A 6396-nucleotide genomic window follows, 5' to 3' on the forward strand; every position below is an offset into this window, starting at 1 on the left:
AGACACGAGAACCGTGACGGACATCGTCGACGAGCTGAAGTGGCGGGGGCTCATCGCCCTCTCCACGGACGAGGACGCACTGCGCAAGGCGTTCGCGGACGGCCCCGTCACGTTCTATTGCGGCTTCGACCCGACCGCGCCCAGCCTGCACCTGGGCAACCTGGTGCAGATCCTGACGATGCGCCGCATCCAGGAGGCGGGGAACCGTCCGCTGGCGCTGGTCGGCGGTGCCACGGGTCTCATCGGCGACCCGAAGCCGACGGCCGAGCGCACGCTGAACGCGCCGGAGGTCGTCGCCGGCTGGGTGGAGCGGCTGCGCGCCCAGATCGAGCCGCTGCTCCACTTCGACGGGCCGAACGCCGCGGTGATGGTCAACAACCTGGACTGGACTCAGGGCCTGTCGGCCATCGAGTTCCTGCGGGACATCGGCAAGCACTTCCGGGTCAACAAGATGATCGCCAAGGAGGCCGTCTCCCGGCGGCTCAACTCCGACGCGGGCATCAGCTACACCGAGTTCAGCTACCAGATCCTCCAGGGCATGGACTTCCTGGAGCTGTACCGGCGGCACGGCTGCACGCTGCAGACCGGCGGCAGCGACCAGTGGGGCAACCTCACCTCCGGCACGGACCTGATCCACCGGGCCGAGCCGGACGCCGTGGTGCACGCCCTGGGCACCCCGCTGATCACCAAGGCGGACGGCACCAAGTTCGGCAAGACCGAGTCCGGCACGGTGTGGCTCGACCCGGAGATGACCACGCCGTACGCGTTCTACCAGTTCTGGGTCAACGCGGACGACCGGGACGTCTCCAAGTTCCTGCGCATCTTCAGCTTCCGCTCCCGCGAGGAGATCGAGGAGCTGGAGCGGCAGACCGAGGAGCGTCCGCAGGCCCGGGCGGCGCAGCGGGCGCTCGCCGAGGAGCTGACGACCCTGGTGCACGGCGCCGGCCAGACGGCGGCGGTGATCGCCGCGTCCCGCGCCCTGTTCGGGCAGGGAGAGCTGGCGGAGCTGGACGGGCGGACGCTGGCTGCGGCGCTGTCCGAGGTGCCGCACGTCCGGGTCACCGAGCTGGCTCCGGTGGTGGACCTGCTCACCGAGGTCGGGCTGGTCGCCAGCAAGTCCGCCGCGCGGCGGACCGTGAAGGAGGGCGGGGCGTACGTGAACAACGTGAAGGTGACCGCCGAGGACGCGGTGCCCTCCGCCGACGATCTGCTGCACGGCCGGTGGCTGGTGCTGCGGCGCGGGAAGAAGAACCTGGCCGCGGTGGAGGTCGCGGGCGCCTGAGCGCCGCGGGCGTGGGGCACCGGTGACCGCCGCCGTCGCGGCGGACCGTCCGGGCCCCGCGCCCCCTTCGCAGGTCAGGCCCGCTGCTGCTTCCTCCTGCCCAGCGTCGCCATGTAGAGGGCGTCCACCGCGGCGACGATGATGATCGCGGCCACGAGCTGGAAGATGTGCCGGCTCCAGTCGATGCCCCGGGTCGCCTCGACACCGATCGCGCGAGCGACCGCGTTGCCGACGATGGCGCCCAGCATGCCGCAGATCGTCGTCAGCCACAGGGGGCTGTGCTGTTTGCCCGGGATGATCGCCTTGGCGATGAGGCCCAGGACGAATCCCACGATGATCGCCCACAACCAGCCCATGGCCGCCTCCTCCTACAGCTCGACGTGAGCATTACGCCCAGTGTGATCGGCGGCGCCGTACGACGCATGTCGGGTTCCCCCGTGCGCGGCGGGGGCCCGAGGCGTCGCCGCAGGCGGGGGCGACCCGGTCTCGTGGGCGGTGGGGGCGCGGCGTACCGTGGGAGGAGTCCCGCCCGGGTTCTCCGCCGGGCGCGGACGAGGGTGCGGGCCGAGGAGAGTCCGATGCGGGCGGATGGTGGAAAGTGATGCGGAAACAACACGCCGGGAACGTCCAGGTGTTCCGGATCACCGGTGCCCGGACGGGACTCGCCGAGGACGTCCGGGGCCGGCAGCGGCGGTACGTGATCTCCATGTCGGTCCGTACCGTGTCGGTGATCCTCGCGGCCTCCCTGTGGAACGTCGAGCGGCACGTCGCGATCGTCGCGCTGGTACTCGGCGCGGTCCTCCCCTACATCGCCGTGGTGGTGGCCAACGCTGGCCGGGAGCGGCCGCCGTCCCTCCCGTCGACGTTCGTGACCGCGCCGATGCGGCCCATGATCGCGCCGTCCGGGAGCGGGGAGGAACGGGGAGAAACCGGGCGGGAGTCCGTGCGGGAGCCGGTGGGCGAGTCCGAACGGCGGTCCGCGCCGGGACCTGAGCCGCGGTCCGCGCCGGAGGACGTGCCGCCGGGCCCGGCGGCCGGAGTCCGTGGTGAGCACCCCGGCCCGGTCTGAGCACGGCGGACACCCGGCGGAAGCGGAACACGGCCCTACGGCAAGCTCAAGAAAACCTCAGATCAATCCTGCTGTTCCGGTGCCGGGCGATGGGGTAGCCGTGACATACTGCGTACGCGCTCCGCATCCCCCGTCGGAGCGATGGACCGACGCCGGGCAGCTCCCCCCGTGGCTGCCCGGCGTCGCCGTGTTCCGGCCCTTTCACGAGACGAACCCGAGACGAAACCCGTGAGTGACGAGACCCCGATCTGTTCCGCCAAGGGCTGCCGCACCACCGCCGTGTGGGTGCTGGCGTGGAACAACCCGAAGATCCACACGCCGGAGCGGCGCAAGACCTGGCTGGCCTGCGAGGAGCACCGCGAGCACCTGGCGCAGTTCCTCGGCGTGCGCGGGATGCTGAAGGACGTCGTACCGCTGGAGGAGTGGCAGGCGGCGGAGGACACCCGCGGCTGACGGCGGGCGACGGGCGACGGGCGACGGGCGACGGTCCGGGCGCTAGCCGCCGATCGCCGACATGGGGCGGTCCGGCTGGACGAAGGCGGGGTCGTCGAGGCCCGCACCGGCCTTCTTGCCCCACATCGCCTGCTTCCAGATCCGGGCGATCTCCTCGTCCGGGGCACCCGAGCGCAGGGCCGCGCGCAGGTCGGTCTCCTCGGTGGCGAACAGACAGGTGCGTATCTGGCCGTCGGCGGTGAGGCGGGTGCGGTCGCAGGCGGCGCAGAACGGCCGGGTGACCGAGGCGATGACGCCGACCCGGTGCGGGCCGCCGTCCACCAGCCAGCGCTCGGCCGGTGCCGAGCCGCGCTCGTCCGCGCCCTCCGCGGTGAGTTCGAAGCGGGTGCGCAGGGAGGCGAGGATGTCGCCGGCGGTGACCATGCCCTCGCGTTTCCAGCCGTGCTGGGCGTCCAGGGGCATCTGCTCGATGAAGCGCAGCTCGTAGTCGTGCTCCACCGCCCAGGCGAGCAGGTCCGGGGCCTCGTCGTCGTTCAGGCCCGGCATCAGCACCGAGTTGACCTTGACGGGGTTCAGCCCGGCCTCGCGGGCGGCTTCCAGGCCTTCCAGGACGTCCTTGTGGCGGTCGCGGCGGGTGAGGGTCTTGAAGACGTCCGGGCGCAGGGTGTCCAGGGAGACGTTGACCCGGTCCAGGCCCGCCGCCTTCAGGGCGGCCGCGGTGCGCCTGAGGCCGATGCCGTTGGTGGTGAGGGAGATCTGCGGGCGCGGGGCGAGGGCCGCGACGCGCTCGACGATGCCGGCCAGGCCCGGGCGCAGCAGCGGCTCGCCGCCGGTGAAGCGGACCTCCTCGATGCCGAGGGAGCGCACCGCGATGTCGACCAGCCGGACGATCTCGTCGTCCGTGAGCAGGTCCGGCTTGGCCAGCCACTGCAGGCCTTCCTCGGGCATGCAGTAGGTGCAGCGCAGGTTGCAGCGGTCGGTCAGCGAGACCCTCAGGTCGGTGGCGACTCGGCCGTAGGTGTCGATGAGCACGTGGGCCCCCTCCCTCTCCCGGTCACCCGTTCCGGGCTCGGGCGTGCGTCGCCCGTCACCTGCGAGCCTACGTGACGCCGCCGACAACGACAGCGGCCGATCCCACGAGGTGGGACGCGACCGCGTCGTAGGACTGCACAGCCCCGTCCGACGCGGTCGTCCGTGGGAACCGTCAGTGGGAACCGTCAGTGGGCTCCGGTGCCCGTCAGGGAGCGCACCTCCAGTTCGGCGTACTTGCCCGCGTCCGGGGTCTCCTTCGACAGCAGGGTGCCCACGACGCCGAGCAGGAAGCCGACCGGGATGGAGATGAGGCCGGGGTTCTCCAGCGGGAACCAGTGGAAGTCGACGCCGGGGAACATGGAGGTCGGCTTGCCGGAGACCACCGGGGAGAACAGCACCAGGCCGACCGCGGTGACCAGGCCGCCGTAGATCGACCACAGGGCACCCGCGGTGGTGAACCGCTTCCAGAACAGGCTGTAGAGGATGGTCGGCAGGTTGGCGGAGGCGGCGACCGCGAAGGCGAGGGCGACCAGGCCGGCCACGTTGAGGTCGCGGGCCAGGGCGCCGAGCAGGATCGAGACCGCGCCGATGCCGACGGTCGCCCAGCGGGCCGCGCCGATCTCCTGTTTCTCGGTGGCCTGCCCCTTCTTGATGACGTTGGCGTAGATGTCGTGCGCGAACGACGACGACGAGGCCAGGGTCAGTCCGGCGACGACCGCGAGGATGGTGGCGAAGGCGACCGCGGAGATCGTGGCGAGCAGGACGGCTCCCCAGTCGGAGTCGACGCCGCCCAGGTGGAGCGCCAGGAGGGGGGCGGCCGTGTTGCCCGCCTTGTTGGAGGAGATGATCTCGTCCGGTTCGATCAGCGCGGCGGCGCCGAAACCGAGGGCGAGGGTCATCAGGTAGAAGGTGCCGATCAGGCCGATGGCCCAGAGGACGGACTTCCGGGCGGCCTTGGCGGTGGGGACCGTGTAGAAGCGGATGAGGATGTGCGGCAGTCCGGCGGTGCCCAGGACCAGGGCGATGCCGAGCGAGAGGAAGTCCAGCTTGGTGGTGCCGGTGGCGCCGTACTTCAGGCCAGGCTCCAGGAAGGCGCTGCCCTTGCCGCTGTGGTCGGCGGCCCGGCCGAGCAGCTCCGAGACGTTGAAGTCGAACTTCAGCAGGACCAGGAAGGTCAGCAGCAGGGCGCCGATGATCAGCAGGACCGCCTTGACCATCTGCACCCAGGTGGTGCCCTTCATGCCGCCGATGGTGACGTACACGATCATCAGTACGCCGACCAGGGCGACGATCCCGATCTTGCCGCCGTCGCTGGTGATGCCGAGGAGCAGGGAGACGAGGACGCCGGCGCCGGCCATCTGGGCCAGCAGGTAGAAGATCGACACCACGATCGTGGAGGTGCCGGCGGCCGTGCGGACCGGGCGCTGGCGCATCCGGTAGGCGAGCACGTCGCCCATCGTGTAGCGGCCGGAGTTGCGCAGCGGCTCGGCGACCAGGAGCAGCGCGACCAGCCAGGCGACGAGGAAGCCGATGGAGTACAGGAAGCCGTCGTAGCCGAAGAGGGCGATGGCGCCGGCGATGCCGAGGAAGGACGCGGCGGACATGTAGTCGCCGGAGACGGCGAGGCCGTTCTGGAAGCCGGTGAACTGCCGTCCACCGGCGTAGAAGTCGGCGGCGTCCTTGGTCTGCCGGCCGGCCCGGACGGTGATGACGAGGGTCGCGGCGACGAAGACCGCGAACAGGGTGACGATCAGCGTCCGGTGTTCGCTCGCCTCGCCCGCGGCGAGCAGGGTGTGCTGAACGGGGCTCATGCTCCGGCCTCCATCCGGGACTTGATGGCCTCGGCCCGGGGGTCGAGGCGGGCGGCGGCGCGCCGTGCGTACCACCAGGCGATGAGGAACGTGGTGAGGAACTGGGCGAGGCCCAGGACGAGGGCCACGTTGACGTGGCCGGCCACCTTGGTGCCCATGAAGCCGCCCGCGTAGTTCGACAGCAGGACGTACAGCAGGTACCAGGCGATGAAGGCGATGGTCACCGGGAAGGCGAACGAGCGGTGGGCGCGGCGCAGTTCACCGAACTCCGCGCTCTGCTGCACCTCGGTGAACTCCTCGGTGGAGGGAAGGGAAGCTTGGGGTTTCGCGGGTGGCGGTGTCTCGGTAGCCACGGGCTCTCCTCGCGTCACGGACATGCGCTGTCTGGCCTCACAGGACCCGGGGTCACGTTACCGGTAGTCGCCTCACGGCTCCGCTGAGTGATCCCCGCGGGGGGTCGCGGCGGTGCCGGGTCCCCCGTCCACGGTCACGGCGTCGCACGCGGAGCGGTTCAAGTCCGCCGCGCCCTTTCGGAGATCGTGCGCGGCAGATAGCTTCGGCCTGCACCACCCGTCATGTACCTGCCCGAACGCGACCCCGCGTGCCGGGCGGTCCCCGTACCCGGATGATGTGGAGAACCCATGGCTCATCTGCGCTCCAGACGCCGTCTCGCGCTCGCGGTGCCCGTCGTGCTGTCGCTGACCGCCTCGCTCGGCTTCCTGCCGTCGGCGGCCTCGGCGGCGCCCGCC

7 protein-coding genes are annotated in these 6396 nt (G+C 71.1%); 3 read left to right on the forward strand and 4 right to left on the reverse strand.

The window, feature by feature from the left end:
* Positions 1-13 precede the first annotated feature (13 nt).
* The gene (tyrS, locus tag IE312_RS28245) at positions 14-1282 is read left to right on the forward strand and encodes a tyrosine--tRNA ligase (protein WP_189985129.1); all 1269 of its coding nucleotides are present in this window, start codon (positions 14-16) and stop codon (positions 1280-1282) included.
* A gap of 74 nt (positions 1283-1356) precedes the next feature.
* Here tyrS and IE312_RS28250 read toward each other — a convergent pair whose 3' ends face one another.
* Positions 1357-1638, reverse strand: a complete 282-nt coding sequence (locus tag IE312_RS28250) for a GlsB/YeaQ/YmgE family stress response membrane protein (RefSeq protein ID WP_189985130.1) — start codon at positions 1636-1638, stop codon at positions 1357-1359.
* 245 nt (positions 1639-1883) lie between these two features.
* On the opposite strand from IE312_RS28250, the gene IE312_RS28255 reads away from it, so the two are divergent.
* The gene (locus IE312_RS28255) at positions 1884-2351 is read left to right on the forward strand and encodes a DUF3099 domain-containing protein (RefSeq protein WP_189985131.1); all 468 of its coding nucleotides are present in this window, start codon (positions 1884-1886) and stop codon (positions 2349-2351) included.
* Positions 2352-2579: 228 nt separating this feature from the next.
* A complete protein-coding gene (locus tag IE312_RS28260) occupies positions 2580-2804 on the forward strand; it encodes a hypothetical protein (protein ID WP_189985132.1) in 225 nt (74 codons plus the stop codon).
* 42 nt (positions 2805-2846) lie between these two features.
* On the opposite strand, the gene moaA is transcribed toward IE312_RS28260, so the two are convergent.
* The 3 genes from moaA to IE312_RS28275 form a co-directional block, all read right to left on the reverse strand.
* On the reverse strand, positions 2847-3836 hold the full coding sequence (gene moaA, locus IE312_RS28265; protein WP_189985133.1) for a GTP 3',8-cyclase MoaA: 990 nt from the start codon (positions 3834-3836) through the stop codon (positions 2847-2849).
* 185 nt (positions 3837-4021) lie between these two features.
* Positions 4022-5647 (reverse strand): monocarboxylic acid transporter, encoded by a 1626-nt coding sequence (locus tag IE312_RS28270; protein ID WP_189985134.1) that lies wholly within the window; start codon positions 5645-5647, stop codon positions 4022-4024.
* Positions 5644-6000, reverse strand: a complete 357-nt coding sequence (locus tag IE312_RS28275; protein ID WP_189985135.1) for a DUF485 domain-containing protein — start codon at positions 5998-6000, stop codon at positions 5644-5646. Before IE312_RS28275 ends, IE312_RS28270 begins: the two co-directional genes overlap by 4 nt.
* Between the last annotated feature and the right edge of the window lie 396 nt (positions 6001-6396).

This window comes from Streptomyces capoamus, from assembly GCF_014654935.1.
Classification (GTDB): domain Bacteria; phylum Actinomycetota; class Actinomycetes; order Streptomycetales; family Streptomycetaceae; genus Streptomyces; species Streptomyces capoamus.

What these genes read in the sequence shown, in the direction of transcription:
- IE312_RS28250 (WP_189985130.1), bottom strand. Translation starts at nt 1,638, where the DNA reads ATGGGCTGGTTGTGGGCGATCATCGTGGGATTCGTCCTGGGCCTCATC.
- IE312_RS28270 (WP_189985134.1), bottom strand. Translation starts at nt 5,647, where the DNA reads ATGAGCCCCGTTCAGCACACCCTGCTCGCCGCGGGCGAGGCGAGCGAA.
- IE312_RS28255 (WP_189985131.1), top strand. Translation starts at nt 1,884, where the DNA reads ATGCGGAAACAACACGCCGGGAACGTCCAGGTGTTCCGGATCACCGGT.